Origin of the sequence: Streptomyces sp. NPDC088246 (assembly GCF_044741025.1) — a bacterium.
In the GTDB taxonomy this organism is placed as follows: domain Bacteria; phylum Actinomycetota; class Actinomycetes; order Streptomycetales; family Streptomycetaceae; genus Streptomyces.
Genome location: NZ_JBIURV010000012.1, coordinates 110358 through 134670, shown reverse-complemented (window position 1 = coordinate 134670; position 24313 = coordinate 110358). Strand labels below are relative to the sequence as shown.

The following is a 24313-nucleotide window of genomic DNA, read 5'->3' as shown; positions in this document are numbered from 1 at the left end:
GGTTAGCGTTCTACGCATGAAGCCGATGAAGGTGCTGACTGTGAACGTGGGACGGCCCGAGGCCGTCGACTACACCGACGCCCCCGGCGGCGCGACCGGGATCGACAAGCAGCCGGCCGACGGCTCCGTACGCGTCACCGACCCCGGCCCCAAGGGCACCGGCGGCAGTGGCCTGGCCGGGGACGCGGTGTGCGATCTGCGCCACCACGGCGGCTCCGACCAGGCCGTGTACGCATTCGCCCGCGAGGAACTCGACGTCTGGGAGCGGGAGCTCGGCCGCCCGCTGGCCAACGGCACGTTCGGCGAGAACCTGACGACCAGCGGTCTGGACGTGAGCGGCGCGAGGATCGGTGAGCGCTGGCGGATCGGCCCCGACCTGGTCCTGGAGGTCACGTCGAGCCGGATTCCCTGCCGTACGTTCGCCGGCCATGTCGATGAGAAGCGCTGGGTCAAGCGGTTCACACAGGCGGCTGCCCCGGGCGCCTACCTGCGGGTGATCGAGCCGGGCGAGATCCGCTCCGGGGACCCGGTCGAGATCGTGCACCGGCCGGACCACGACGTCACCGTGGAGCTGGACTTCCTGGCCTCGACGACGCGCCGGGAGCTGCTCCCGAAGCTGCTTCCGGCGCGGGACGCGCTGCATCCCGAGTCGCTGCGTGCCGCTCTGAAGTACGTGGAGAAGGAGGCGGCGGACGACTGATCACGGTGTGCCGGACAGGCACTAACGTGCCGCGTATGACGACTGCACTGATTACGGGCGCGACCGCAGGGATCGGAGCCGCATTCGCGCGGCGGCTCGCGGCCGATGGGCACAACCTGGTGCTGGTGGCGCGCAACACCGAGCGGCTGCGCGAGCAGGCGACCGAACTGCACGACCGGCACGGCATCGAGGCCGAGGTGCTGACGGCCGACCTGTCCGAGGACAAGGGGATCGCCGCGGTCGAGGCCCGGTTGACGGATCGTCACCAGCCGGTCGATCTGCTGGTCAACAATGCCGGGTTCGGCAACAGGGGCCGCTATCTGGATGTGCCCATGGCCGATGAGCTGAACATGCTGAAGGTGCACTGCGAGGCGGTGCTGCGGCTGACCTCGGCGGCCGCGGCCGGGATGCGGGAGCGCGGGCGGGGCGGGGTCGTCAATGTGGCCTCGGTGGCGGCGTTCGTGCCGCGCGGGACGTACGGCGCGTCCAAGGCCTGGGTCGTGCAGTTCACCCAGGGCGCGGCGAAGGACCTGGCCGGTTCGGGGGTGCGGCTGATGGCGCTGTGCCCCGGCTTCGTGCGGACGGAGTTCCACGAGCGGGCCGGGATGGGGACAGGCAACATTCCGGGCTGGATGTGGCTCGACGCGGACAAGCTGGTGGCGGCCGCCCTGGCGGATCTGGCACGCGGCAGGTCGGTCTCGATCCCGGACCCGCGGTACAAGGCGTTGATGGGGCTCGTGAAGGTGACGCCGCGCGGCCTGCTCGGAGGGGTGACCTCCAAGACAGGCCGCAAGTACGGGCCACAGTGAGTGGGTTACCGGGTGGGCGGTTGCCGGCTGTTACCTCACCCCGGGGCCCGCGTAGGCGCCGATGTTGGGGGCGCCGGGCTTCAGCTCGTTGCCGAAGTAGTCCTTGCCGCCGTTGTTCTCGATGACGGCTCCGGCGGCGAGGGCGGGAGAGCCCGCACCGAGCCGGAAGTCGGGCCGGAGCTTCGGATCGGCGGTGATGCCGCCGGGGTCGGGGCGGGTCATGTCGATGCCGTAGAAGGCGTTGTGGTCGAAGGAGAGCCCGGGTGTCGGGTTCTTGAAGGCGTAGCCGCCGGTGCCCTCGCTCACGAAGATGTTGTTCCGGATGGAAAGTTCGTGCTGGGTGGTGGCGGGGCTGCCGGCGTCGTCCTGGACGAGGTAGCCGGGGATCTGCTCCTTGTTGTGGAAGGTGTTGTGGTAGATCTCCGTGCCGAGGATCGGGCCCCAGCAGTTCTGGATCAGGCGGGCCCCGTCGTTGCGGCTGACGTTGTAGCGGGCGACCGTGCCGATGGTCTTGGCGCCGCTGTACGGGCAGATCAGCAGGAAGCCGCCCTTGTTGTCGTGGCTGTAGTTGTACTGGAAGACCGTGTTCTGCGAGGCGCCGTCGGCGTCGAAGGACATCCCGTCGTGGGTGTTGCCGCCGCCCGAGACCTCGTTGTACTCGACGGTCGTGTCGTCGGTGTTGAAGGTCCAGATGCCCGCGTTGGCGGAGGGCGAGCGCAGCTGGAAGCCGTCGACCCGGTTGTGGTCGACGCGGGCGCCACTGGTGGTGTCGAGCTTCATGCCGTCGCCGGCCAGGGACTTCAGCGTGTTGTGGTGGATGCGGACTCCGGTGCTCGGCGTCCACTCCCCCGGGTAGACGTTCGGGTCCTGCTGCTGGCCGACCAGATCACGCTTGGAGAAGGTCGACTTGAAGTAGATGCCCTCGCGGTCGACGTCCTCGATGCGGTTGTGCCCGATGTCCAGGCCGTCGTACCGGCTCGCCTTCGCCTTGCCCTCGACCGCGATGTGGATCGCGCTGGAGCCGGACACCGTCTTGTAGTCGCCGCCGCGCACATCGTGGATGTAGAGGCCGGAGATGTCGAAGCCGCGGGCGGTGCCGTAGTCGGTGAGGCGGAGGCGGACGCCGTTGCGTTCGCCGCCGGGGTTGTCGGCGTTGGTGATCTCCAGGGCCTTGAGGTGCACGTACTGCATGTTGGAGAGCAGCACGACATCGTGCGCGCCGGCGCCGTCCAGCTCGGCGCGGGCCGGGCCGTTGCCGTAGTCGGCGATGGTGAACGGTGCGCGGGCGGAGCCGGTGCCCTTGGGGGCGAGGGTGCCGGTGCAGGTGGCGCCGCGTTTGAAGAGCAGCCGGTCGCCGGGGCCGTAGGTGTGCGCGTTGGCCTCGGCGAGCGTGGTCCAGGGGTGCTGCTTGCTGCCGGTGGCGTCGGCCGGGGCGGCTGTGCAGTCGACGTGGAAGGTACGGCCGGTGGGTGCGGCCTGTGCGGCGCTCTGGCCGGCAACGGTCAGACCGGCGGCGGCAGTCAGGGCCGCGAGCGTCGCAGCGGTGACGCGATGTCTCACAATTCCTCCGTACGAACAGTCAGGGACGGGACGAGTCGGCATCGCCGGAATCCTGGACTCGGATTGATCGAACGTCAATGGATTGCGTTTGAATGATCGAAACTCCCATCGTTCGATCACGTTGGTCTAGGGTCGGACAACGGGCCCCGGCACCGGCCGGACCGGGGGCCGGGCCACACACTGCGAGGGGACTGCTGCCGTGCGCGAAAGTGCTGCTGAACGTCATGACCGCCTGCTGGGGCTGGTCCGGGAAAGGGGCTCGGCCCGGGTCTCGGACCTGGCCTCGCAGCTGGGGGTCTCGCCCGTCACGGTGCGCCGGGACGTGGAGGAGCTGGCCGGCCGGGGCCTGCTCGACCGGGTCCACGGCTCGGTGTCCTGGCCGCAGAACGCCGCCCCCGCCGCGGCGGGGCCCGGCGGCACCGGCACCGGCCTGGTCCTCGGCATGCTCGCGCCCTCGTCGACCTACTACTTCGCCGAGGTCATCCGTGGGGCACACGAGGCCGCAGCCAGGGCGGGTGCCCGGCTGATCCTGCGGATCTCCGACTACCGGCCGCAGGAGGACCACGCCCGCACCGAGGGCCTGCTCTCCGCGGGCGCCGAGGGGCTGCTGGTCGCGCCGGGCTGGCAGCACCCCGGCGACCCCGCCGCGTTCGGCGGCTGGATCGCCTCGCTGCCCGTGCCGACCGTCCTGCTGGAGCGCAGGCCCACCGCGGGATCCCCGCTGGACCGCCTGGACCGGGTCTGCTCGGACCATGCGCACGGGGTGCTGCTCGCCGTACGCCACCTGGTGGATCTCGGGCACGGGGCGCCGCTGCTGATGGCCCGGGCGGACTCCCCGACCGCCGTCGCGGTGCGCTCCGGGTACGAGGAGGCCCTGGCCGTGCTCGGACTGCGCGCACCGCAGGACGTGATCGATTCCGTACCGGCCGAACTCGCTCCGGACGCGTTCGAACAGGCCGTGCAGGCACTGCGTGAGGCGGTCCACTCGGGGGTGGCGACGGCAGCGCTGATCCACAACGACGTGGACGCGATCCAGGTGGTGCAGCGCCTGGCCGAGCTGGGCGTACGGGTGCCGGAGGATCTGGCGCTGATCGCGTACGACGACGAGGTGGCGGCCCTCGCGGACACCCCGCTCACGGCGGTGGCACCGCCCAAGCGCGAAGTGGGCCGTCATGCGACGGAACTGCTGGTGGAGCGGCTCGGCCAGGGCGCGGACATGCCCCGGCGTCATCTGACGCTGCTCCCGCAGCTGCGGGTCCGGGACTCGTGCGGAGAGCGCCCCTCTCGTAGGCGATGAAGCAGGCGTTGAAGCCGGCGTGAAGCAGGCGTCCTCGCGGCCTCGCGACCCCCTCCCGCGGGGCATTCCGCCCGCTTCCGTACGTAACTTATCTGATCTTTTTTCGATCAATCGCTCTTTCGCTCTTGACTTCGGTCACGGCTGGTCCAAGGATCACGGCCAACGCCAATGTCGTCGCCTGTTCAGGAGCCTCGCTGTGAGCCGCAGTTCGAGCAGAACGTCCCTCGCCGTAGTCGGCGCCGCCACCGCCCTCGCCGTTCTCACGGCCTGTGGCGGCAGCGGCGACGACAGTGCCGCTGCCGGAAGCGACGGCAAGCCCGTCAGCATCACCTTCTGGGGCTGGACCAAGGGGTCCAAGGAGGTCGTTGACGCGTTCAACGCCTCGCACAAGAACATCAAGGTGGTGTACGAGGAGATCCCGTCCGGCAACGCGGGCGGCTACGCCAAGATCTCCAACGCGGTGAAGGCGGGCAACGCCCCCGATCTGGTCTCCATCGAGTACCCGCAGCTTCCGGAGTACGTCAGTCAGGGCGCGCTCCAGGACATCGGCCAGTACTTCACCGACGACATCAAGAAGAAGCTGCTGCCGCAGGCGGTCGAGCTGACGACGCTCGGCGGCAAGAACTGGGCCGTCCCGTTCGACGCCTCGCCGCAGTCCTTCTACTACCGCAAGGACCTGTTCGAGAAGTACGGCGTCGAGGTCCCCAAGACCTGGGACGAGTTCCGCAAGGCCGCCGAGAAGATCAAGAAGGCCGACAAGAAGGCCCGCATCGGCACCTTCTTCCCCGATGACCCGACCACGTTCCAGGCGATGGCCTGGCAGGCCGGCGCCCAGTGGTACAAGCCCGAGGGCGACACCTGGAAGGTCAGCACGGCCGACGCGGCCACCAACAAGGTCGCCGACTACTGGCAGGGCCTGCTCGACGACGACCTGATCCGCGCCAACGCCTCGTTCAGCCCCGAGTGGACCAACTCCCTGAAGAACGGCGGCACCGTCGGCTACCTCGGCGCCGCCTGGGGCGCGGGCGTCCTCAAGGGCACGCTGCCCGAGCAGAGCGGCAAGTGGGCCGTCGCCCCGATGCCCAGCTGGGACGGCAAGCCGGCCAGCGGCATGCTCGGCGGCTCCACCTTCGCGGTGACGAAGACCAGCAAGAAGGCGAAGGCCGCGGTCGAGTTCGCCACCTGGATGTCGACCACCGAGGAAGGCGTCAAGGCCCGGATCGGGTCCGGAACTTCGAGCGCCTTCCCGGCCGCGGCGGCGCTGCGCCCGGTGGCGAAGAAGTCCTTCGACGCCGGCTTCTACGGCGGCGAGGACATCTACCAGGTGTTCGAGGGCGCCGCGACGTCCATCGGCCCGGACTGGAACTGGGGCCCGACGACCGGCACGACGAACACCACCATCAAGGACCAGTTCGGCAAGGTCGCCAGCGGCGGCACCACCATCAAGGACGCGGTGAAGGCCGGGCACGACGCCACGGTCGCCGAGCTGAAGAAGCGCGGTCTGAAGGTCGAGGACGCAGGCTGATGAAGCGCGCCCGGACGACCAGAGCCGCCGCCATCCTGCTGGGGCCCTTCTTCGTACTGTTCACCGTGGTCATGGTGCTGCCGATCGGATACGCGGTCTGGCTCAGCCTGTTCACCGAGAAACAGTCCGGCCTGGGCTTCGGCGGCACCGAGACCGTCTTCAGCGGACTCGACAACTACACGGCGGCCCTGGGCGACCGGGCGTTCCGCGAGGGCTTCGGCGTACTCCTCGGATACTGCCTGTTCTACATTCCGCTGCTGCTCATCGGGGCCCTCGCCCTCGCCCTGCTGCTGGACTCCGCACTGGCCCGCGCGCGCCGCTTCTTCCAGCTCGCGCTCTTCCTGCCGCACGCCGTGCCCGGCATCATCGCCGCGCTGATCTGGGTCTACCTCTACACACCCCAGCTCAGCCCGGTGGTCAGCGCCATGGAGTCCGGCGGAATCGGCTTCGACTTCTTCTCCCCCGAGGGCGCCCTCCCCTCCATCGTCAACATCGCTCTGTGGGAGTGGCTCGGCTACAACATGGTGATCTTCTATGCCGCGTTGCAGGCGATCGACCGCTCCGTACTCGAAGCGGCCACGGTCGACGGGGCCGGTGCCTGGCGCGTCGCACTCAGCATCAAGGTCCCGCTGATCCGCGCCTCGGTCGTGATGGTCGCGCTGTTCACCGTCATCGGCTCGCTCCAGCTGTTCACCGAACCGCTGATCCTCAACAAGGGGACCGGTTCCGCCGTCTCCTCCACCTGGACGCCGAACATGTACGCGTACACCGCGGCCTTCGAGCGCAACGACTACGGTCTCGCCGCGGCGGCCTCCATCCTGCTGGCGCTCACGGCCGCGCTGCTGTCCTTCGTCGTCACCCGCTTCACCGGCCGGAAGGGCAAGAAAGCATGAACTCCCCCGCCTCCCGCGGCCGCTGGATGTCGAAGACCGCGGTCAACGGCTTCCTTCTGCTCGCCGTCCTCTACATGCTCTTCCCCCTCGTCTGGCTGGTCACCGCCGCCACGAAGGACACCGGCGGTCTGCTCGCGGGCAACGCCTTCTCCTTCGAGGGCTTCAACCTCGGCGAGAACCTGTCGAACCTGGCCTCCTACGGCGACGGCGTCTACTTCCGCTGGTACCTCAACAGCCTCTTCTACGCGGGCGGCGGGGCGATCGTCTGTTCGCTGATCTGTGTCGCCGCGGGGTACGCCTTCGACAAGTACGAATTCCGGGGCAAGGAGAAGCTGTTCGGCCTCGTGCTGATGGGCGTGCTCGTCCCCACCACGGCGCTCGCGCTGCCGATGTACCTCCTGGCCTCCAAGACCGGCCTGGTCAACACCTACTGGTCCGTGCTGATCCCGGTGCTCGTCAATCCGTTCGGCGTGTATCTCGCCCGGGTGTTCAGCACCGGCTACATACCGAACGAGGCCCTGGAGGCCGCCCGTATCGACGGGGCCGGCGAGCTGCGCGTCTTCTGGTCCATCGGACTGCGCATGGTCATGCCGGGTTTCGTGACCGTCTTCCTCTTCCAGTTCACCGCGATCTGGAACAACTTCTTCCTCCCGCTCGTGATGCTCTCGGACCGCAAGCTCTTCCCGCTGAGCCTCGGTCTGTACTCCTGGAACACCAACACCCACGGCGAGCCGAGCTTCTATCCGCTCGTCGTCACCGGCTCCCTCCTCGCCGTCATCCCCCTGATCGTCGCCTTCGTCTCGCTGCAGCGGCACTGGAAGGCCGGTCTGACCGCCGGCAGCGTCAAGTGACTCTCACGCGAGACCTGAGGAGTACGAGTTCCACCATGCCCCACGCCACTGACAACCGGCCGACGGCCCTGCTCGCGATGGGCCCCGGCATCGCCGGACGCCTCCTCGCCGACCGCCACCGCACCCGGCTGGCGACCCTCACCCGCACCGACCCGCACCTCGTCGCCCACGACCTGGCCGACCCGACGCCCGAGGTGGCCTCCGCGCTCGCCGATGCCGAGGTGCTGTTCACCTGCTGGGGTGCGACGCCGCTCACCGCCGAGGTGCTGGCGGCCGCACCCCGGCTGCGGGCCGTGGTGCACGCGGCCGGTTCCGTGAAGCACCACATCACCGACGCCTGCTGGGAGCGCGGGATCGCCGTCACCTCGGCAGCCGGGGCCAACGCGCTGCCGGTGGCCGAATTCACGCTCGCCGCGATCCTCTTCGCGGGCAAGCGCATCCTGCACTCCGCGGATCGCTATCGCGCCCTGCGCGCCGATCACGACTGGCTCGCGGAGCTCGACGGCTTTGGCAACTACCGCCGTACGGTCGGCATCGTCGGCGCCTCCCGTATCGGCCGGCGCGTGATCGAGCTGCTGCGACCCTTCGACCTGGACGTCCTGCTGTACGACCCGTACGTGGACGGTCCGGAGGCGGCGCGGCTCGGTGTACGGCTCACCTCGCTCGACGAGCTGTGCGCGAGCAGCTCGGTCGTATCCGTGCACGCGCCGCAGCTCCCGGAGACGCACCACATGATCGGCGCCGCGCAGCTGTCGGCCATGGCGCCCGGGGCGACGCTGATCAACACGGCGCGGGGATCGCTGATCGACGAGGAGGCGCTGCTGCCCGAGCTGACCACCGGGCGGCTGCACGCGGTGCTGGATGTGACGGAGCCCGAACTTCCGCCTGCGCACTCACCGTTGTACGACCTGCCGAATGTGCTGCTCACTCCGCATGTCGCGGGTTCGCTGGGCGATGAGCTGCACCGGATGGCCGACCAGGCGCTGGACGAGATGGAGCGGTTCGCGGCCGGCCTGCCCTTCGCGGACCCGGTCCGGGCGGGGGCGCTGCCGCGCTCGGCGTGACGGGGGCGTTGTCCCCTGCCCGCCCTTTCCCGACGCGGAATCCACGTCTGCGAGAACGAGCGACCCGCACCACGCACGGCGGACACCACCATCGCTCAACGCCTGGCCGGGCACCTCTGAGGCCCGGTACCCCGCGAGACGGGGTACCGGGCCTCAGTGGCTGTCCGAGCTACACGCTAGTGCGAGTGGCCGTGACCGTGACCGGCCTCGGCCTCTTCCTCGGCCGGCTTCTCGACGACCAGCGTCTCGGTCGTGAGCAGCAGCGACGCGATGGACGCGGCGTTCTCCAGCGCGGAGCGGGTGACCTTGACCGGGTCGATGACGCCGGCCTTCACCAGGTCGCCGTACTCGCCGGTCGCGGCGTTGAAGCCCTGGCCCTTGTCGAGCTCGGAGACCTTCGAGGTGATGACGTAACCCTCGAGGCCGGCGTTCTCGGCGATCCAGCGCAGCGGCTCGACGGCGGCGCGGCGCACGACCGCGACACCGGTGGCCTCGTCGCCGGTCTTGTCGAGGTTGCCCTCAAGAACCTTGACGGCGTGGACCAGAGCGGAGCCACCACCGGAGACGATGCCCTCCTCGACCGCGGCGCGGGTCGCGGAGATGGCGTCCTCCAGACGGTGCTTCTTCTCCTTGAGCTCCACCTCGGTGGCGGCACCGACACGGATCACGCACACGCCGCCGGCCAGCTTCGCGAGGCGCTCCTGGAGCTTCTCGCGGTCCCAGTCGGAGTCCGTGGCGTCGATCTCGGCCTTGATCTGGTTGACCCGGCCCTTGACGTCGCCGGGCTCGCCGCCGCCGTCCACGATCGTCGTGTCGTCCTTGGAGACGGTGACGCGGCGGGCGGTGCCCAGCACGTCCAGACCGGCCTGGTCGAGCTTGAGGCCGACCTCCTCGGCGATGACGGTCGCACCGGTGAGGGTGGCGATGTCGCCGAGCATGGCCTTGCGGCGGTCACCGAAGCCCGGGGCCTTCACCGCGACGGCGTTGAAGGTGCCACGGATCTTGTTGACGACGAGGGTCGACAGCGCCTCGCCCTCGACGTCCTCGGCGATGATCAGCAGCGGCTTGGAGCCACCGGCCTGGATGACCTTCTCCAGCAGCGGGAGCAGCTCCTGGATCGCGCCGATCTTGCCCTGGTGGATCAGGATGTACGGGTCGTCGAGGACGGCCTCCATACGCTCCTGGTCGGTCACCATGTACGGGGACAGGTAGCCCTTGTCGAAGGCCATGCCCTCGGTGAAGTCGAGGTCCAGACCGAAGGTGTTGGACTCCTCGACGGTGATGACACCGTCCTTGCCGACCTTGTCCATCGCGTCCGCGATGAGCTCGCCGACCTGCGGGTCCTGCGCGGAGAGCGCGGCCACGGCGGCGATGTCGCTCTTGTCGTCGATCGGTCGGGCGGTCGCGAGGAGCTCCTCGGACACGGCCTTGACCGCGGCGTCGATGCCCTTCTTCAGGGCGGCCGGGGAAGCACCCGCGGCGACGTTGCGCAGACCCTCGCGGACGAGCGCCTGGGCCAGCACGGTGGCGGTGGTCGTACCGTCACCCGCCACGTCGTTGGTCTTGGTCGCCACCTCCTTCACCAGCTGGGCACCGAGGTTCTCGTACGGGTCGTCGAGCTCGACCTCGCGCGCGATGGTGACACCGTCGTTGGTGATGGTGGGAGCGCCGAACTTCTTGTCGATGACGACGTTGCGGCCCTTGGGGCCGATCGTCACCTTGACCGTGTCGGCAAGCTTGTTGACGCCGCGCTCAAGGGCGCGACGGGCGTCCTCGTCGAACTTCAGAATCTTCGCCATGGCAGCTGAGCTTTCCTCTCAAACGAACTGCGCCCCCGGCCACCCGGCTGGTTATTCGCAGGGGGCCAGGGGCGCAGAACAGAAGCAAACGTGGGTGAATTACTTCTCGATGATCGCGAGCACGTCGCGAGCCGAGAGGACGAGGTACTCCTCGCCGTTGTACTTCACCTCGGTGCCGCCGTACTTGCTGTACAGCACGACGTCGCCGGTCTTGACGTCGAGCGGAAGGCGCTCGCCGTTCTCGAAGCGGCCCGGGCCCACGGCCAGGACGACGCCCTCCTGGGGCTTCTCCTTGGCGGTGTCCGGAATGACCAGGCCGGAGGCCGTGGTCTGCTCGGCGTCGAGCGGCTGGACCACAATGCGGTCCTCGAGCGGCTTGATCGCAACCTTGGTGCTGGCGGTCGACACGATCCGGTCTCCCCCTTCGGAGATCTCACGGGGTTAAGAGTCTTTGGATGGCGACCAGGTGGATCCGTCGTCGCGGGTGCCGGACCTGCCAGTCGCACAGTACTGCTGGCACTCTCCAGTGGTGAGTGCCAGCACCGAGACTATGACCGGGATTAGCACTCGGTCAAGCGGAGTGCCAATTCAGCCAGTCGTGGCGTCATGTGGACCCCGCTCGCGCACGGTGCGACGGGGCGCCGGCCGCATGCGGCGGTCCGGAGAACGCAAAGGTCCGGACGGCACAGGGACAACGCGGGGCCGGACCACACCGTTCCGTACGACCGTGGGTTCATGCTCGAACCTCCGTACCAGCCGTCGAACCCGCTGCCGCATCACCCCTCGGCCGCGCAGGACTCCTCGCGACCCGTGAACGGCTGCCTGGACGTGCTGCTGGGCCTGCTGCCGGCGGTCCTGGAGGGGGTGATCTGCATGGGGGCCCTCTATTACCTGATCCTCTTGCGGTGGGACCCCGACGGTCAGGAGTCGACGGAGCCACCGCCGATGGACTGGACGCCTGTCCTCGTCTTCGGCGGGATCGCCACGGTGATCTGCCTGTTCGCCGTGGTGCTGATCCGCGCGAACCGGCCCTGGGCGGGCGCGGTCCAGATCCTGGCCGCGCTCCTGCTGTGCGTGATGGCGGCGCTGATCGGGCACGAGGACTACCGCCGCTCGCACCCGGCGCCGGCCTCCGCTCCCCCGTACGATCCCGGCCGGTCCGGCCACCAGTGCCTCAGCGGTGGCGACAACCGCGAGTGCCTGGACTCCTTCAGCTGACGGCAGGCGATGACGACCAGCGACCCCGACCCCCCGTGGTCGCCGTGCGGATGCGCCTGCGGGCCCGCCGCGGGGGCCGGCTTCGGGTGGGTCACCTTCTGTGCGGCCTTGCGGCCCAGCCGTTCGATCGGGTCCACCGACTGTGCGCACCCGGCGGTGGCGGCCAGGAGCGCACCGGCGGTCAGCAGTCCGGCGAGCAGGCGATGCACCCTTCTCATACGTAGTCCTCCAGCCGGGCCACGGCGTACCCCTTGTCCGTGATGGTCTTCATGACCGCCCGGACCAGGTCGGCCATGCTGCCGCCCCAGTCCTTCCGGCCCCGGAAGTGCGTGAGGATGATGTCGCCGGGGTGCAGGTCCTGGTCCGCCTCGCGCCACTCCATGTGGTCCGGGAACGCCTCCGCGTTCCAGAGCGGTACGGCCTTGATGCCGCAGGACTTCGCGATGCGCAGTGTGTCCGCGTTGTAGTTGCCGTACGGCGGGCGGAAGAGGGTGGGCCGCTGCCCGTACTGCTCCTCGATGATGGCCTGCTGGCCGCAGATCTCGCTCTTCTGCTCGTTGTACGAAAGTCCGGGCAGGTAGGGGTGGTTGAGCGTGTGGTTGTTGAGGCCGGCACCCAGCCGCTGCATCTCCAGGAAGTACCCGTAGCTGTCGCGCACCAGGTAGTCGCTGAGGAACGCGCTGTACGGGATGTCCAGCTCGTCCATCATCTGCAGCAGTTCGGGATCCTTCTCGTCACCGTCGTCCATCGTCAGGAAGACGACCCGGTCCTTGGTCGGGACGGTGGTGAAGACCGGCGGCAGCGAGGCGTCGCCGCCGTTGACCTCGAACCCCTCGCGGGTGGTGATGTGCGGCTTCACGGCGGGTGGCGGGGGTGCGATCAGCGGTGGCCTGTCCAGCCTCCACTTCTTGGCGAGGGCCGCCCGTACGGCCGGGCCGAACCTCGCGTTCTCACGGAGCTTGGCGGGTGCGCCGCCCTGGCCGGCAAGCTGTCCGGGGCCCGCCCCCAGTCCGGGAACACCCGGCGGTCCGGCGGCAGGCCGGGCCCGGTGCTCGCCACCGTCGCCGGACCGGCCGCCGGCCTGGGAGGCACAGCCGGAGCAGACCGCGGCGACCAGGAGTGCGGCCAGGACCGCGCAGGCCGGCCGATGCCTGCCGGAGCCCCGCCCGCCCCCCGGTTCCGGCATGCCCGATCCGCTCCTTTTCATGGTTAATTTTTCCTTTTGTCGTACAAGTTGCATGGCGTCGCATCCTGCCAGCACGTGAGGGGCGCCCCGGCCCGACACCGCCACCGGGCCCGCCGGTCAACCCGGCTGGCTCACAATGGGGCGCGTGAACGCCTTCGCCCCGAACGACCCGTCCGACGCCGACGACAGGTCCGACGCCCCCGACCCGTCCGACCCCCTCGCCGCTTTCATGGCCCTGCGCACCCCCGAGGGCGCGGCGCTCCTGGACGGGCTGCGGTCCTACGACCCCGCCCAGGAGCTCACCACCGCCACCCGGCTTCGCCGCACCCACCCGGCCTCGCTGGTCTCGGCGGCGCTGGGGCAGGCGCGGCTGCGGCAGCGGGCGGTGGCGAAATTCGGTGCCGAGGACGCGTACCGGATGTTCTTCACACCGAACGGCGTCGAACAGGCGACACGTACGTCGGTGGCCACCCATCGCGCACAGCGGTTCGTGGCGGCGGGCGGGGTGCGGAGCGTCGCCGATCTCTGCTGCGGGATCGGCGGCGACGCGATCGCGCTCGCACGGGCGGGCATCTTCGTCCTCGCAGTGGACCGCGACCCGCTGACCGCCGAGGTGGCCCGCGCCAACGCCGCCGCGCTCGGCCTGGACGGTCTGATCGAGGTGCGGTGCGCCGATGTCACCGAGATCGACACCTCGCCCTACGACGCGGTCTTCGTCGACCCGGCCCGGCGCGGCGGCAGGGGCAGGATCTTCGACCCCGAGGCGTACTCACCGCCGCTCTCCTGGGCGACCGGCGCCGCACTCGAGGCGCCCCGTGCCGCACTGAAGATCGCCCCCGGCATCCCGCACGAGGCGATCCCGGCGCAGGCGGAGGCCGAGTGGATCTCGGACGGCGGCGATGTGAAGGAGGCGGTGCTCTGGTTCGGCGAGGGCTTCGCGGCCGGTTCCTACCGCGCCACCGTGCTTCCCGCCCGCGCCACCCTGTGGTCCGGCACCCCGCTGCCCGCCCCGCCCGTCGGCCCGGTCGGCCGCTATCTGTACGAGCCGGACGGCGCCGTCATCCGCGCCCATCTGGTCGCCGACATCGTGGCGCGGTGCGACGGCCGACTGGTCGACGAGACCATCGCGTACGTCACGAGCGACCAGCCGTACGACTCCCCGTACACCGCCGGGTACGAGATCACCGACCGGATGCCGTTCAACATGAAGAAGCTCAAGGCCCTGCTGCGGGAGCGGAAGGTCGGCGTCCTGACGGTGAAGAAGCGCGGCTCGGCCGTCGAGCCGGAGGAGCTGCGCCGCAGGATGAAGCTCCAGGGGCCGAACGCCGCGACGGTCTTCCTCACCCGGGTGGCCGGAGCCCCGACGATGCTGATCGGTCACCCGCTGACCGGACCCGCCTGACCGGCGGGGCGGCCATCAGGCCAGGTCGGTCAGGTCCTCGGCGTACACCTGCGAGAGCGGCTGAGGACCCACGTACTGCTGGCAGTTGCACTGCCCCGACTCGAAGCGGACCGGCTTCTTGGAATCGTCCCAGGCGGTCGGCACCTCGACCCGCTCATGGCACTTGCCCTGCTTGTCGTGCTTGGCGAGATGGTGCGTGCAGCCGCAGACCGGCTCCGGCGGCTTGTGGGCCGCTTCGACGGCCAGCCGCTCCTGCTTGGCCGCCTCCAGCAGCTCCAGCTTGCGGGTGTGCCGGTTGCGCAGCGCGGTACGGACGTTGTCGACGGCCCATCCGAAGCCGCCCGTCCAGAAGATGATGAGCACCCACCAGTACCACTCCATGTGACACTCCTCCCCCTGCGTGACTCATGTATCCGGTCAGGATAGGTCCGGGGTCAGCGGTGCGCGCCGCCCCCGACGGAGAACACCGGCTCCGGAGCGGGCGCTCCGATCAGCACCCGCAGCACCCAACGCCGGTGGGCGAACGCCTTGGTGATGCCTATCAGTCCGACGATCCAGCCGGTCATCCCGAGTCCCATGACCAGGGCGACCAGGCCGTAGGCCCCCCGGCCCGCTTCGACGGTCGCCGGGACGGCGATGCACGCGTACAGCCCGAGTGCGCACAGCGCGAAGGACATCAGCAGCCAGACGAGGCTGACGCCCGGCATCCGCAGCCGCGCATCGCGCACCGGATCGCGCTCCAACTCGCCCCAGGCGCCGAGCAGTCGGCGGATGTGGTGGTCGCGGCGCAGACCGATGACGACGAAGGTGATCGCGGGCACCGTGCAGCAGGCACCCATGCCGACGAGAATCACACCGAGCACGGTGCTGAAGACGTCGTACGACTGCTCGAACGTGACGATCGCCGAGCCGACCAGCGACCAGCCCACCGCACAGAGCGCTCCCCACAGCCACAGCACCGCCAGCCGCCCCGGTGAGACATGCATCTTCACCAACTCCCCGAGCACCACGGCCCGGTCGGCGAGCAGCGCCTCACGGTCGGGCCAGGCACGTATCTCCACGGGCGGTGGGGGCGGCGGAAGTTGTGCAGGGCTGACCATGGCCCCGACCCTATCGACCGGGCCCCCTCTCCCTGCGAGGGGGCACAGTGCGTCGGGGCCGCCGCAGTGCCATGCTGGGAAGGGACACACGGAGGTTCGCGATGGGGTTCTATGTCGAGCGGATCGTGCCCCGGATCGCCGATGCCGTCGGCGGAATGAAGTCGGCCGAGCCGCTGCGGCGCCGGGTCTGCGAAGGCCTGTACGGCGAGATCATCGAGATCGGGTTCGGTTCCGGGCACAACGTTCCGTTCTATCCGGATGCCGTCACCGACGTGGCCGCGGTCGAGCCGTCCGATCTCGGCTGGAAGCTGGCCCGTGACCGTATCGACGCGGGGCGCGCCCCGGTACGGCGTGCCTGTCTGGACAGCCGGTATCTGCCGTTCGAGGACGACACCTTCGACGGCGCCCTGTCCACGTGGACGCTGTGCACCATCCCCGACGCCGATGCGGCGCTGCGCGAGGTGCGGCGGGTTCTCAAGCCCGGCGCGACCCTGCACTTCCTGGAGCACGGGCTGGCGCCGGAGGAGGACGAGAACGTACGCCGCTGGCAGCGCCGCCTCGATCCGCTGGAGCGGCGGCTCTTCGCCGGGTGCCGTCTGACCCGGCCGATCGCCGAGATGCTGACGGCCGCGGGGTTCACGATCGTCGACCTGGACGTGTTCTACGAGAAGGGCGCGCCGAGGCCGATGGGCGCCGACTCGATGGGCGTCGCCGCGCCCTGAGGGGGCCGGTGCCGGGGGCGGGGTTCAGGCGTTGCGCAGCGCCTCGATGTCCAGCTTCCTCATGCCGAGCATCGCCTTCGTCGCCCGCTCGGCCTTCGCCGGGTCCGGGTCGGACAGCGCCTCGCCCAGCCCCTGCGGAACGAGTTGCCAGGACAGGCCGTACCTGTCCTTGAGCCAGCCGCACTGCCCCTCTTCGCCTCCCTCGGTGAGCCTGGACCACAGGGTGTCCACCTCTTCCTGCGACGCGCAGTCCACGGACAGCGAGATCGCCTCGGTGAAGGGGAACTGCGGGCCGCCGTTGAGCGCGACGTACTCCTGGCCGGCCAGCCGGAAGCCGACGGTCATGACCTTGCCCGTCTCGCCGGGCGCCGCCTCGTTGTAGTACGTCGTGTTCAGCACCTTCGAGTCGCCGCCGAAGATGGAGATGTAGTGATTCGCGGCTTCCTCGGCCTGGTTGTCGAACCACAGGAAGGTTTTGATCTTCTGCATGGTCTGCTCCTGTCGGGTGGCGCGGAGTCGGATGGTGCCGAAGCCTGTGCGGGGTAGACCGGTCCGGCGCCCGGAACTCACCGGTCGGCGCGGCCCTGAAGTGCCGCGCGGTCCAGGAGCATCGCGCGTTCCCGCTCGTTCCGGGTCAGTCCGGCCGCCCTTACGAACTCCGCCCGCGCCTCGTCCGTACGGCCCGTCCTGACCAGCAGATCGCCGCGGACGCTGGGCAGCAGGTGGTAGTCCTTGAGCGCCGGGTCGTCGGCCAGCGCGTCGACCAGGGCGAGGCCGGCCGCCGGGCCCTGCGCCATCGAGACCGCCACGGCCCGGTTGAGCTCGACGACCGGGGACGGTGCGATCACGGCGAGGCGGCCGTAGAGGGCGGCGATGGTCGTCCAGTCCGTGTCCTCGTACGTCACCGCCCGGGCGTGGCACGCGGCGATCGCGGCCTGCACGGCGTACGGGCCGAGACCGGCGCCCTCCTCGGTCGCGGCCACGGCCCGCTCCAGGGCCGCGACGCCGCGCCGGATCAGCAGGTGGTCCCAGCGGGCCCGGTTCTGGTCGGCGAGCAGCACCGGCGCGCCGTCCGGCCCGGTCCTGGCGGCGGTGTGCGAGGCCTGGAGTTCCAGCAGCGCGACCAGGCCGTGGACCTCGGGCTCCTGCTCCATCAGGCCCGCGAGCACCCGGGCCAGCCGCAGCGCGTCCTCGCACAGCGCCGGGCGCAGCCAGTCATCGCCCGCGGTCGCCGCGTACCCCTCGTTGAAGATCAGGTAGATGACTTCGAGCACGGAATCGAGGCGGACGGCGCGCTCGGGTCCGTAGGGCACCTCGAAGGCGACGCCCTCTCGGCCCAGGGTCCGTTTCGCCCGGACGATGCGCTGGGCGACGGTCGGTTCGGGGGCCAGGAACGCGCGGGCGATCTCATCGGTGGTGAGTCCTCCGAGCAGGCGCAGGGTGAGGGCGATCCGGGCCGCGGTGGAGAGCACCGGATGGCAAGCGGTGAAGATCAGCCGGAGCAGGTCGTCGTCGATGTCGTCCGCTTCGGCGGGTTCGGGCGGCGGCACGTCCTCCAGGGCCCGCCCGGCCTCGGCCAGCTTGCGCGCGTACGTCTCCTTGCGGCGTACGAGATCGATCGCGCGGTGTCTGGCGGTGGCCATGAGCCAGGCGCCCGGCCGGTCCGGGACACCTGACTCCGGCCACTGTTCCAGCGCGGCCACCAGGGCGTCCTGCGCGAGTTCCTCGGCGATGCCCACGTCCCGCACGATGCGGGTGACACCTGCGATGATCCGCGCGGACTCAATCCTGAAGACCGCTTCGACCGCCGTCCTCGCGCTTGCTGCCGTCACGGTCACTCATCAGAGCAGCCGTGCCGGGAAGCGGCAAGCGCGACCGGTCAGAGGCCCGTGGCCTCGTCGATCTGGCGGACCTCGGAGGTGACGGTCCAGTTCGCCGGGTGGATCTGCAGGAACCGCTTGGTCCATTCCAGGGCCTCGGCCTTGTCCTTGGCCTGGAGGATGGCATAGCCGCCGACGACCTCCTTGGTCTCGGTGAAGGGACCGTCGGTGCAGCTGAGCTTGCCGCCGGACCAGGTGACCCTCGTGCCCTGGGCGGTCGGGGTGAGCCCGGCCGTCTCCAGCATGACCCCGGCCTTGGTGATCTCCTCGAACAGGGCGCCCATGCGCTTCTCGAACTCGGGGCCCGGGTTCTCGGAGGGGAGGTTCTGCTCATCGATACGGATCAGCGACATGAAGCGGGGCATGGTGACTCCTCGGTCGGAAGGGCGGGGTCTTTCCCCGCCTCTCACCCTTGCGTCGAACGGGAGACGGCCGGATCGACAGCTCCACCGGAATTCTTCTGAGAATCTCCCGGAGCGGCCACCGGAGCGGCCACCGGGGCGGCCACCGGAGCGGTCTGTTCCTGTGCCGGGAGCAGCACCAGGGCCACCAGCGCCGCCGCCGCGAGCAGCCCCGCGCAGACCCAGAACGCCGCTGCGTATCCCGCCGCCAGATCGGCCGGCCGGCCCCCGTCGCCGGTGACCTGGGCGGCGACGGTGACGAGGACCGCGAGCCCCAACGAGCCGCCGACCTGGCGGGCGCTGTTCAGCAGTCCGGAGGCCATTCCCGTCTCGTCGGATGCGACGTCGGTCGTAGCCGCGGTGCCGAGCGGTACGAAGCACATCCCGATACCGACGCTGCAGACCAGGGACGGGCCGAGGATCGAGTACAGGAAGCTGCCGTCCGCCTGCGCCGTCGCCGCGAACCCGGCGAGACCGACCGCGGCAAGACCACCGCCCACTGCCAACAGTCGCCGGGTGCCGAGCGCCGCGACCGTACGGGTGGCGACGAGCGAGCCCGCTACGACGCCCGCCGAGAACGGCAGGAACGCGGCACCGGCGGCGGTCGGCCCGTAACCGAGCACCTGCTGCATGTAGAGCGAGGCGAAGTAGAACGCGGCGAACTGCCCCGAGCTCAGCAGCAGGCAGAAGAGATTCGCGGTCAGGACCGGCCTCCCCTTCAGCAGACCGAGGCGCAGCAGCGGAGTCCCGGCCCGCAGCTCGACGGCGGCGAAAGCTGCCAGCAGGAGCACGGCGGCACCGAGTGTGCTCAGCGTCTGTGCCGACCCCCATGGGTGGCTCGATGTGCGTACGAGCCCGAGGACCAGCAGGGCTGTACCGGCGGTTGCCAGCAGCGCTCCGGCCACATCGAGCCGGGCGCCGGTCCGGGCGGGGCGGCTCTCCAGCCCGGAGCGTACGGATCCCACCAGCGCGAACACCACGATCGGCACATTCACCAGCATCACCGCACGCCAGCTCGCCGCATCGGTGAGCACCCCGCCGGCGAGCACGCCCACCGCTCCGCCCGCCGCACCCGCCATGCCCCACAGCCCCAGGGCACGGGAGCGGGCGGGCCCGGCCGGGAAGGCGATGGCGATCAGGGCGAAGGCGACCGGGGCGAGCGCGGCCGCACCGATCCCCTGGACCGCCCGTGCGGCGATCAGCCCACCGGGCGACCATGCGAGTCCCCCGGCCAGGCTCGCCACGCCGAAGAGCACCAGGCCCGCCGTCAGGACCCGGCTGCTGCCGATCAGATCGGCGAGACGCCCACCGAGCATCAACAGCCCGCCGAACGCCAGCGCATAGGCGTTCACCACCCAGAGGAGCCCCTCCGCGGTGAAGCCGAGATCGCGTCGCATGTCCGGCAGCGCGACGTTCACCACGGACATGTCCAACGCCACCATGAACTGCACGATGAGAGCCACCATCAGCAGCCAACGCACTTGCCTTGACTGGTCGTTCATGACTTCCCCTTCCCTCGCGGTCACTCGGTCGAGCCATTACTATACGCGTATAGAAATTAGTCGCCGCAAGGGAACGGGAGACAATGCCCGGGTGTCAGGGACAGAAAAGGCATCAGGAACAGCGAAGAAGCGGACGGCGGCGAAACGGTCCGTCGGACGGCCGCGCAGGCTCGACCCGGACGCGATGGTCGCCACCGCGCGCCGGATCATCGAGGAAGAGGGCCTGGACGCCCTGAGCATGCGACGGGTGGCGAAGGAGCTCGGCTCCACGCCGATGGCGCTGTACCACTATGTGCAGGACAAGGACGAGCTGCTGATGCTCACCCTGTCGGGCACCGCGGCCGCCTTCCCGCGCCCCGAACTGCCCGAGGAACCGCGCGAGCGGCTGCTCGCGGTGGCGGTGCACATGCACGGCATCCTGGCGCGGATCCCCTGGGTGCTGGACGTCCTGGCGCTGGGCGAGCTCACCGACAAGAACGCGCTGTGGATGGTCGAGGAGATCATCGACTCCGCGCTCGCCTGCGGCCTCTCCCCCGCCCAGGCGGTACGCGCGTACCGGACGATCTGGAGTTACGTCTACGGCGACCTGGTCTTCCGCAGGGCGGCCGAGCGCCGCGCGGAGAACCCGCCGGGCAGGCGGTACTTCCCCGAGATGATCACCGAGGAGGACGCGGCCGCGCTGCCCCGGCTGACGGAGGTCAGGGACCGATGGCGCGAGTACGCAGCCGACTACGAAGTGGCGGAGGAACTCGACGCGATCATCGAGGGGCTGATCAGCCGAGGGACCCGACGGCCCCCAGGGACTCGAAACGCCAGCGGTGCACCGGACGAGTGATCAACTCGGCGTCCGGTTCGGGGAGTTCGGGCAGCTCGTCGCCGTACGCCCCCTCCCACCAGGTGATGACCAGGACCCGGTCCTGCGGGGCGCGCAGCAGCTCGCGGCGCAGCGGCTCGCGGGCCAGCTCGGCCGACCGGGCGCGCGCCCACTCCAGGAGTTCGGAGCCCCTGCCGTCGGCGGCGCGGGCCTCCCACATCAGCGCAACGGTCGTACCGCTCATGAGTAGAGATTGCCCTTGCTGATCTCGTGCACATGGTCGTGGTCGTGCGCGTGGGCACCGGGGACGTGGGTGTCGGTCACCGGCAGCGAGGAGTCTGCGGACAGCTCCAGATCCGACGCCGGCCTGCCCCGGGCCACCATCTCCGCGCCCAGCGCCGCGACCATCGCCCCGTTGTCCGTGCACAGCCCCGGCCGCGGCACCCGCAGCCGGATGCCGGCCCGCTCGCACCGTTCCTCGGCCAGCGCCCGCAGCCGTGAGTTGGCCGCGACACCGCCGCCGATCATCAGATGGTCGACGCCCTCGTCCTTGCAGGCCCGGACGGCCTTTCGGGTGAGCACATCCACCACGGCCTCCTGGAAGGACGCGGCCACATCCCGTACCGGCACCTCTTCGCCCGCCGCACGCTTGGCCTCGATCCAGCGGGCCACCGAGGTCTTCAGACCGGAGAAGGAGAAGTCGTACGCGGGATCGCGCGAGCCGCTCAGACCGCGCGGGAACGCGATCGCCTTCGGGTCGCCCTCCTTCGCCAGCCGGTCGATGACCGGACCGCCGGGGAAGCCGAGGTCCAGCACCCGGGCGATCTTGTCGAAGGCCTCGCCCGCCGCGTCGTCGATGGTCGCGCCCAGCGGCCGTACGTCATTGGTGATGTCCGGCGCGAGCAGCAGCGAGGAGTGGCCGCCGCTGACCAGCAGCGCCATCGTCGGCTCGGGCAGCGGGCCGTGCTCCAGCTGGTCGACGCAGATGTGCGAGGCGAGGTGGTTGACCCCGTAGAGCGGCTTGTTCAGCGCGTACGCGTACGCCTTCGCCGCCGAGACGCCGACGAGCAGCGCGCCCGCGAGCCCGGGGCCCGCGGTGACGGAGATGCCGTCGAGGTCGCGGGCGCTGATCCCGGCCTCCTTCAGGGCGCGCTCGATGGTGGGGACCATCGCCTCCAGGTGCGCACGGGAGGCGATCTCGGGGACGACGCCGCCGTAGCGGGCGTGCGTGTCGACGCTGGACGCGACGGCGTCGGCGAGCAGCGTCGTACCGCGGACGATGCCGACGCCGGTCTCGTCGCAGGAGGTCTCGATGCCGAGTACGAGCGGTTCGTCAGCCATCAGTCAGTCTCTGTTCCCTGTGCGAGCTCTTGCACGTGATCGTGTTCGTGTACGTGGAGGCGCATGACGAGTGCGTCGATGTTGCCCGGCTGGTAGTACCCGCGTCGGAAGCCGATCGGTTCGAAGCCGAAGCGTTCGTACAGCTTCTGCGCCCGGGTGTTGTCGACGCGGACCTCGAGGAGCACTTCGGCGCACTCGAAGGCCGTGGCGTGCTTCAGCAGATCGGTGAGGAGTTCGGAGCCGAGGCCGCCGCCCCAGTGGTCGCGGGTGACACCGATCGTCTGTACGTCGGCGAGGTCACCGGCCGCGGAGAGCCCGGCGTAGCCGACGATCCGGCCGGTGACGGGGTCCTCGGCGACGACGTAGCGGCGGGTGGCCTGCGGGCCGCGGGAGTGCGCCAGCTCGGACCAGAACATGCCGGCCGACCAGGCGTCGTCCGGAAACAGCTCGTGTTCGAGCTCCAGCACCGGATCGATGTCCCACCAGCGCATCTCGCGCAGTACGGCAGTCGTGGTCGTCACTTCGGGGTGACCACCTTGTAGTTCTTCGGGACCTGGGCGTCGGGCCTGCGGAGGTAGAGCGGCTGCGGCGGCAGCAGTTCCGCGCCCGTGGCGAGACGCTCGGCGGCGAGGGCGGCCAGCGCACCGGCAAGGACGTGCTCGGGGCCCCGGGCGTCCGGGAACGCCTCGGGGTAGAGCACCGCGCCCGCCCCGACGACGGGAAGTCCGGCGAGCTGCTCGGCGATGTCGGCGGGCCGGTCGACAGCGGGCTCCGTGGCGCGCGTACGGAAGTCGTCGTACCTCGCCCAGTAGACCTCCTTGCGGCGGGCGTCCGTCGCGACGGCGAACGGGCCTTCCAGGCCGCCCTGCCCGGCGGCGTACGCGAGACCGTCCAGGGTGCACAGCCCGTGCACGGGTACGGAGAGCGCGGAGCCGAAGGTCGCGGCCGTGACCAGGCCGACCCGCAGCCCGGTGTACGGTCCGGGCCCGACGCCCACGACCACGTCCGTCACGGCGTCGAGTTTCACCCCGGCCTCGGCGAGGACCCGGTCGACGGCGGGCAGCAGCAGCTCCCCGTGCCTTCGGGCGTCGACCTGGCCGGACTCGGCGATGACGGAGGTCCCGTCGTGAAGGGCGACGGTGACGGCGGGGGTGGCGGTATCCACGGCGAGCAAGAGCACGCAAACAGCCTACGGCTCCTCCGACCGGGCACGGCGTCCCGTACGGCGTCCTGGTGCGACCGGCCCCGGCTGCTACCGTCACCGTGTACACGCGGGTACGACGTAAACGCTTGTACTACATACGGAAGCGAAAGGGGCGCGCACGGTGGCTAGGGGCAGCTCGGGAATCGTGGCCGGGCTCACTGCGGCGGCTCTCGCCGCGGTCGGTTTCCTGGCCTACCAGGCATCGGCGAACGCCCCCGACACCGTCGCCGCCCCCAAGCCGAAGGTTTCCAGCAGCGCCCCTGCCGTCGCCCATGACAAGCCGAAGGCCAAGAAACCTCCGGCCGCGCTCCCTGCCGTCTCCGGTTCCGGGAAGCGTGTGGTGTACGCCCTGGAGGACCGTCAGGTGTGGCTCGTCGACGAGGCCGGGGCTGTGACCAGGACCTTCGCGGTCATGCCGAGCGCGCTGAAGCCGCCGCCCGGGACGTACCGGGTGGGTACGCGCTCGGGGCCCGCCACCAGGGGCTCGGACGGCGTGATGATCGAGCACGTGGTGCGGTTCGCGATGGCGGACGGCGTGGCCGTGGGATTCAGCGCGGCGCTGGACGGCTCGATGGAGAGCCCTGATCCGTCGCTGAAGACGGGCGGCGTGCGGATGTCCCGGGCCGACGGGGATGCGATGTGGGCGTTCGCGACCGTGCTCACGAAGGTCGTCGTCCTCCCGTAGCCGGCAGGCCACGGTGTCCTCGGTCGCCGGACGGGCTCGAAATTCCACCCACACGGATTGCGTACCCCCTGCCGCGTGCCGCCCATCCCTTCAGCCCGCCCGGCGCTCCAGGGCGGACTCGGCGTGGTCGGCGCCGGAGGGCGGGACAACGGCCGGGGCCCGGTCGGTGGACGGCGGTGGCGGCGTCGAGACCGCCGTGGCCGCGGCGCAAGCCGCCAGCAGGTCTCTCATCGATGGCGGCGGCGGCACTTCACGTTCGGCGGGCGTCGTCATGGATGCCTCCTGAGGCTCCGATGGAAGGCGCGGTTAGGCAGACCTAACCCGCTCTCGCCATCCATGTGACCACGCCCGCCCCGCCCG

The 24313-nt window shown here is 70.2% G+C and carries 27 protein-coding genes; 12 read left to right on the top strand and 15 right to left on the bottom strand.

Features of this window, described 5'->3' with window-relative positions:
* Positions 1-25: 25 nt before the first annotated feature.
* On the top strand, positions 26-700 hold the full coding sequence (locus ACIPEK_RS18790; RefSeq protein ID WP_383075967.1) for an MOSC domain-containing protein: 675 nt from the start codon (positions 26-28) through the stop codon (positions 698-700).
* Between the two features lie 35 nt (positions 701-735).
* The gene (locus ACIPEK_RS18785) at positions 736-1509 is read left to right on the top strand and encodes an SDR family NAD(P)-dependent oxidoreductase (protein WP_383075918.1); all 774 of its coding nucleotides are present in this window, start codon (positions 736-738) and stop codon (positions 1507-1509) included.
* 30 nt (positions 1510-1539) lie between these two features.
* Here ACIPEK_RS18785 and ACIPEK_RS18780 read toward each other — a convergent pair whose 3' ends face one another.
* The gene (locus tag ACIPEK_RS18780; protein WP_401997153.1) at positions 1540-3069 is read right to left on the bottom strand and encodes a right-handed parallel beta-helix repeat-containing protein; all 1530 of its coding nucleotides are present in this window, start codon (positions 3067-3069) and stop codon (positions 1540-1542) included.
* A gap of 199 nt (positions 3070-3268) precedes the next feature.
* On the opposite strand from ACIPEK_RS18780, the gene ACIPEK_RS18775 reads away from it, so the two are divergent.
* From ACIPEK_RS18775 to ACIPEK_RS18755, 5 genes are all read left to right on the top strand, one after another.
* Complete coding sequence (locus tag ACIPEK_RS18775) at positions 3269-4366, top strand: substrate-binding domain-containing protein (RefSeq protein ID WP_401997150.1); 1098 nt, start codon at positions 3269-3271, stop codon at positions 4364-4366.
* A gap of 196 nt (positions 4367-4562) precedes the next feature.
* The gene (locus ACIPEK_RS18770; RefSeq protein ID WP_401997147.1) at positions 4563-5891 is read left to right on the top strand and encodes an ABC transporter substrate-binding protein; all 1329 of its coding nucleotides are present in this window, start codon (positions 4563-4565) and stop codon (positions 5889-5891) included.
* The gene (locus tag ACIPEK_RS18765) at positions 5891-6784 is read left to right on the top strand and encodes a carbohydrate ABC transporter permease (RefSeq protein ID WP_401997144.1); all 894 of its coding nucleotides are present in this window, start codon (positions 5891-5893) and stop codon (positions 6782-6784) included. The genes ACIPEK_RS18770 and ACIPEK_RS18765 overlap by 1 nt, the downstream gene beginning before the upstream one ends.
* The gene (locus ACIPEK_RS18760) at positions 6781-7635 is read left to right on the top strand and encodes a carbohydrate ABC transporter permease (protein WP_383075927.1); all 855 of its coding nucleotides are present in this window, start codon (positions 6781-6783) and stop codon (positions 7633-7635) included. The genes ACIPEK_RS18765 and ACIPEK_RS18760 overlap by 4 nt, the downstream gene beginning before the upstream one ends.
* Before the next feature lie 35 nt (positions 7636-7670).
* Positions 7671-8699 (top strand): hydroxyacid dehydrogenase, encoded by a 1029-nt coding sequence (locus ACIPEK_RS18755; RefSeq protein ID WP_401997141.1) that lies wholly within the window; start codon positions 7671-7673, stop codon positions 8697-8699.
* A 176-nt stretch (positions 8700-8875) separates the two neighbouring features.
* Here the strand turns inward: ACIPEK_RS18755 and groL are convergent, their stop codons facing one another.
* On the bottom strand, positions 8876-10498 hold the full coding sequence (groL, locus tag ACIPEK_RS18750; RefSeq protein ID WP_327273462.1) for a chaperonin GroEL: 1623 nt from the start codon (positions 10496-10498) through the stop codon (positions 8876-8878).
* Positions 10499-10597: 99 nt separating this feature from the next.
* The gene (groES, locus tag ACIPEK_RS18745) at positions 10598-10906 is read right to left on the bottom strand and encodes a co-chaperone GroES (protein ID WP_093540722.1); all 309 of its coding nucleotides are present in this window, start codon (positions 10904-10906) and stop codon (positions 10598-10600) included.
* A gap of 327 nt (positions 10907-11233) precedes the next feature.
* Between groES and ACIPEK_RS18740 the strand changes: the two genes are divergently transcribed.
* Entirely contained in the window at positions 11234-11716 is a 483-nt protein-coding gene (locus ACIPEK_RS18740) for a DUF6234 family protein (protein ID WP_401997137.1), read from the top strand.
* 214 nt (positions 11717-11930) lie between these two features.
* Here the strand turns inward: ACIPEK_RS18740 and ACIPEK_RS18735 are convergent, their stop codons facing one another.
* Positions 11931-12956, bottom strand: a complete 1026-nt coding sequence (locus ACIPEK_RS18735) for a polysaccharide deacetylase family protein (protein WP_401997134.1) — start codon at positions 12954-12956, stop codon at positions 11931-11933.
* A gap of 82 nt (positions 12957-13038) precedes the next feature.
* Between ACIPEK_RS18735 and ACIPEK_RS18730 the strand changes: the two genes are divergently transcribed.
* Positions 13039-14304, top strand: coding sequence for a methyltransferase domain-containing protein (locus tag ACIPEK_RS18730; protein WP_401997131.1), 1266 nt, complete (start codon positions 13039-13041; stop codon positions 14302-14304).
* Positions 14305-14319: 15 nt separating this feature from the next.
* Here ACIPEK_RS18730 and ACIPEK_RS18725 read toward each other — a convergent pair whose 3' ends face one another.
* Positions 14320-14685: a hypothetical protein gene (locus ACIPEK_RS18725; protein ID WP_327273466.1), complete on the bottom strand. Its 366-nt coding sequence runs from the start codon at positions 14683-14685 to the stop codon at positions 14320-14322.
* Positions 14686-14738: 53 nt separating this feature from the next.
* On the bottom strand, positions 14739-15404 hold the full coding sequence (locus tag ACIPEK_RS18720; RefSeq protein WP_401997128.1) for a hypothetical protein: 666 nt from the start codon (positions 15402-15404) through the stop codon (positions 14739-14741).
* A 101-nt stretch (positions 15405-15505) separates the two neighbouring features.
* Between ACIPEK_RS18720 and ACIPEK_RS18715 the strand changes: the two genes are divergently transcribed.
* On the top strand, positions 15506-16126 hold the full coding sequence (locus tag ACIPEK_RS18715) for a class I SAM-dependent methyltransferase (protein WP_401997125.1): 621 nt from the start codon (positions 15506-15508) through the stop codon (positions 16124-16126).
* Positions 16127-16150: 24 nt separating this feature from the next.
* Here the strand turns inward: ACIPEK_RS18715 and ACIPEK_RS18710 are convergent, their stop codons facing one another.
* The 4 genes from ACIPEK_RS18710 to ACIPEK_RS18695 form a co-directional block, all read right to left on the bottom strand.
* Positions 16151-16615, bottom strand: a complete 465-nt coding sequence (locus ACIPEK_RS18710; RefSeq protein ID WP_401997122.1) for a VOC family protein — start codon at positions 16613-16615, stop codon at positions 16151-16153.
* Positions 16616-16692: 77 nt separating this feature from the next.
* The gene (locus ACIPEK_RS18705; RefSeq protein ID WP_401997119.1) at positions 16693-17964 is read right to left on the bottom strand and encodes an RNA polymerase sigma factor; all 1272 of its coding nucleotides are present in this window, start codon (positions 17962-17964) and stop codon (positions 16693-16695) included.
* A 41-nt stretch (positions 17965-18005) separates the two neighbouring features.
* A complete protein-coding gene (locus tag ACIPEK_RS18700; protein WP_266358684.1) occupies positions 18006-18371 on the bottom strand; it encodes a YciI family protein in 366 nt (121 codons plus the stop codon).
* Positions 18372-18412: 41 nt separating this feature from the next.
* The gene (locus ACIPEK_RS18695; protein ID WP_401997116.1) at positions 18413-19909 is read right to left on the bottom strand and encodes an MFS transporter; all 1497 of its coding nucleotides are present in this window, start codon (positions 19907-19909) and stop codon (positions 18413-18415) included.
* A gap of 91 nt (positions 19910-20000) precedes the next feature.
* Between ACIPEK_RS18695 and ACIPEK_RS18690 the strand changes: the two genes are divergently transcribed.
* Positions 20001-20744, top strand: coding sequence for a TetR/AcrR family transcriptional regulator (locus ACIPEK_RS18690; RefSeq protein ID WP_383075944.1), 744 nt, complete (start codon positions 20001-20003; stop codon positions 20742-20744).
* On the opposite strand, the gene ACIPEK_RS18685 is transcribed toward ACIPEK_RS18690, so the two are convergent.
* From ACIPEK_RS18685 to tsaB, 4 genes are read right to left on the bottom strand one after another with little or no spacing between them, the layout of a single operon-like run.
* Positions 20683-20967, bottom strand: a complete 285-nt coding sequence (locus ACIPEK_RS18685; RefSeq protein WP_093893478.1) for a hypothetical protein — start codon at positions 20965-20967, stop codon at positions 20683-20685. The two genes, ACIPEK_RS18690 and ACIPEK_RS18685, sit on opposite strands and share 62 nt — an antisense overlap.
* Positions 20964-22064 (bottom strand): tRNA (adenosine(37)-N6)-threonylcarbamoyltransferase complex transferase subunit TsaD, encoded by a 1101-nt coding sequence (tsaD, locus tag ACIPEK_RS18680; protein ID WP_401997112.1) that lies wholly within the window; start codon positions 22062-22064, stop codon positions 20964-20966. Before tsaD ends, ACIPEK_RS18685 begins: the two co-directional genes overlap by 4 nt.
* The gene (gene rimI / locus ACIPEK_RS18675; protein ID WP_383075948.1) at positions 22064-22585 is read right to left on the bottom strand and encodes a ribosomal protein S18-alanine N-acetyltransferase; all 522 of its coding nucleotides are present in this window, start codon (positions 22583-22585) and stop codon (positions 22064-22066) included. Before rimI ends, tsaD begins: the two co-directional genes overlap by 1 nt.
* Positions 22582-23244, bottom strand: coding sequence for a tRNA (adenosine(37)-N6)-threonylcarbamoyltransferase complex dimerization subunit type 1 TsaB (gene tsaB, locus ACIPEK_RS18670; protein WP_401997109.1), 663 nt, complete (start codon positions 23242-23244; stop codon positions 22582-22584). The genes rimI and tsaB overlap by 4 nt, the downstream gene beginning before the upstream one ends.
* A gap of 145 nt (positions 23245-23389) precedes the next feature.
* Between tsaB and ACIPEK_RS18665 the strand changes: the two genes are divergently transcribed.
* The gene (locus ACIPEK_RS18665; RefSeq protein WP_401997106.1) at positions 23390-23953 is read left to right on the top strand and encodes a hypothetical protein; all 564 of its coding nucleotides are present in this window, start codon (positions 23390-23392) and stop codon (positions 23951-23953) included.
* 90 nt (positions 23954-24043) lie between these two features.
* Here ACIPEK_RS18665 and ACIPEK_RS18660 read toward each other — a convergent pair whose 3' ends face one another.
* Positions 24044-24226: a hypothetical protein gene (locus ACIPEK_RS18660; protein WP_383075954.1), complete on the bottom strand. Its 183-nt coding sequence runs from the start codon at positions 24224-24226 to the stop codon at positions 24044-24046.
* Positions 24227-24313 lie beyond the last annotated feature (87 nt).